Source organism: Actinomycetota bacterium, from assembly GCA_036280995.1.
In the GTDB taxonomy this organism is placed as follows: Bacteria; Actinomycetota; CALGFH01; order CALGFH01; family CALGFH01; genus CALGFH01.
Window position 1 is genome coordinate 1 of sequence record DASUPQ010000713.1, and the last position, 2,193, is coordinate 2,193.

Annotated in this window: 3 protein-coding genes; all 3 read right to left on the bottom strand. The window is 69.9% G+C overall.

Translation table 11 applies throughout. From position 1 onward, the window contains the following. Positions 1-21: 21 nt before the first annotated feature. A protein-coding gene (locus tag VF468_24020) for an IS5 family transposase (GenBank protein HEX5881354.1) occupies positions 22-905 on the bottom strand; the annotation gives its coding sequence in 2 pieces (ribosomal slippage) (positions 22-512 and positions 512-905; 885 coding nt in all). A 48-nt stretch (positions 906-953) separates the two neighbouring features. Beyond that, positions 954-1,547, bottom strand: coding sequence for an IS630 family transposase (locus tag VF468_24025; GenBank protein ID HEX5881355.1), 594 nt, complete (start codon positions 1,545-1,547; stop codon positions 954-956). Next, positions 1,457-2,002 (bottom strand): winged helix-turn-helix domain-containing protein, encoded by a 546-nt coding sequence (locus VF468_24030; GenBank protein HEX5881356.1) that lies wholly within the window; start codon positions 2,000-2,002, stop codon positions 1,457-1,459. The genes VF468_24025 and VF468_24030 overlap by 91 nt, the downstream gene beginning before the upstream one ends. Between the last annotated feature and the right edge of the window lie 191 nt (positions 2,003-2,193).

The following is a 2,193-nucleotide window of genomic DNA, read 5'->3' on the forward strand; positions in this document are numbered from 1 at the left end:
CCTAGAGGGTGTCTGAAAAGCTCATGGGCGGGTGAGGCGACGGAGCAGCAGCCGGGTCATGGCTAGGTAGATGACCGCCTCGGAGGTGGCGGTGAGGTATTCGTAGTCCTTGCTGAGACGGCGGTATCGGCCCAGCCAGGCGAAGGTCCGCTCCACCACCCACCGGCGTGGGACCACTGCGAAGGGTGACACGATCGGCGGTGTCGCCCCGGGCGGGAGCCAGCGTCGCTGCCGGCCGCCATCGTGGCGTTGCACCACCTGGAACGCGATGCCGCGGCGCTGGTGGGCCCAGTCCAAGAAGGGGCCGCGGTAGCCGCCATCGACCCAGCCGTGCCGTAGCCGGGGGAACCGCCGCCGGTCCAGCCGTCTGAGCAGCTCCATGGCGCCATCGCGGTCGCCGACGTCGGCCGCGGTCAGGTGGACCTTGATGATCAGGCCAAGGGTGTCGACCAGGAGGTGGCGCTTGCGGCCGTTGACCTTCTTGGCGCCGTCGTAGCCGTGGCGCCCCCCCGTTCGGTGGTCTTGGTGCTCTGGCTGTCCAGGATGGCCGCGGTCGGGGTGGGCCGGCGGCCTTGGCGGATCCGCTCCTGGATGCGGAGGGTGGCGTGGACCTGTTCCCACAATCCCTGCTGCCGCCAGCAGCGGAAATAGTGGTAGACGGTCTGCCAGGGCGGCAGGTCATGGGGCAACAACCGCCAGGCGCAGCCGGCCCGCAGCCAGTAGGCCATGGCGTTGATCAGCTCCCGGCGGTCATGGATGGGTGGGCGGCCACCCAGCTTGGGAGGAGGGATGAGCGGGGCCAGCAGCTGCCACTCGGCGTCGGTCAGGTCGGTGGCATAGGGGCGGCGGGCTGAGGTCACCGGCGGCTTCCTGTCGTGGACGGGATCAGGACAGTCGGGGATCATACGGGCTTTTCAGACACCCTCTAACGGGTCCTGGGTGTCGGGTTGAGGTTATGAGACCGACAGACCGGCGTGGCGTAGGAACGAGTAGGCCAGGTGCGGGGTGCGGCGGACGCGTTGGATGCCGCGGTGGGCCTGGTCGATCACCTCAGCGAGCGTGGGCACGGCCAGGTTGGCCAGTTCCACGGCCTTGAGGCTGGACCACAGCCCCTCGACCGGGTTGAGGTCGGGCGCGTAGGCGGGCAGGCGCTCGACCACCAACCAGGACCGCTGGGTCGCCAGCCAGTCCCGCATGGCTTGGCTGCGGTGGGCGGGCAAGCCGTCCCACAACAGGGTTGCCTTCTCCCCACCAAGGAAGCGGCGCAGCTCACAAAGGACCTCGATGAGGGTATCGGTGTCGTAGTTGCCAGCGGTGACGTGGAAGGCGAACTGGGCGCCGCCGCCGCGCACCCCATAGCAGAGCGCGGCCGCCATGGAGGCCTTCTTCCAGTTGAACGGGTGTACCAGCACCGGCGGGCGGCCCCGGGGCGCCCAGGTCCGGCGGACGTTGGGGGTCAGGCTGAGCGCGGTCTCGTCGAAGAAGACCAGGCAGGCTCTGCGCCGTTGGGCGTTTGCTTGATCTGAGGCCAGCGTTCCTTGACCCAGCGGTCGATCGCCGCCTGGTCGCGCTCGGCCGCCCGGCGCTTGGGCCGCTGCACGCTCCAGCCAAGGCGGTGATGCAGCAGCGCCCACACCCAAGCAGGATGATGCTGCACGCCGGTCAGGCGCTCGATGACCAGCGCGATCCGCTCCAACGTCCACAGCTCCCCAGTGAACCCGTTGGCGCCGGCGCCTTCCAGCAGGGCCTGCTCGACGGTGGCGAGCTGAGCGTCCGACAGCCGCGGCGCCGGACCGCTCGGCCCTTTACTACGCAGGGCATCGGTGCCGCCGGCCTGCCAGCGGGCATGCCAGACGCTCACGGCCTGAGCTGAGACCTCGAGCTGGCGGGCGACCTCGGCCTGGGTGACGCCGGCGGCGAACAGCTCAGCCGCCCGCAGCCGACGGGCCTGGAGCCGGTCGCGTTCTCGTTGTGCCGCAGGGCGGCGAGGGATGGTTGGCATGGCGCCGATCCTGACCCGCCAGCCAGCAAGGCGCCAACTCCACGCCCTCCCCGCCCTCAACCCGACACCCAGGACCCGTTAGAGGGTGTCTGAAAAGCCCGTATGATCCCCGACTGTCCTGATCCCGTCCACGACAGGAAGCCGCCGGTGACCTCAGCCCGCCGCCCCTATGCCACCGACCTGACCGACGC

Coding starts and splice junctions, on each gene's coding strand:
- VF468_24030 (HEX5881356.1), bottom strand. CDS start 2,002: ATGCCAACCATCCCTCGCCGCCCTGCGGCACAACGAGAACGCGACCGG.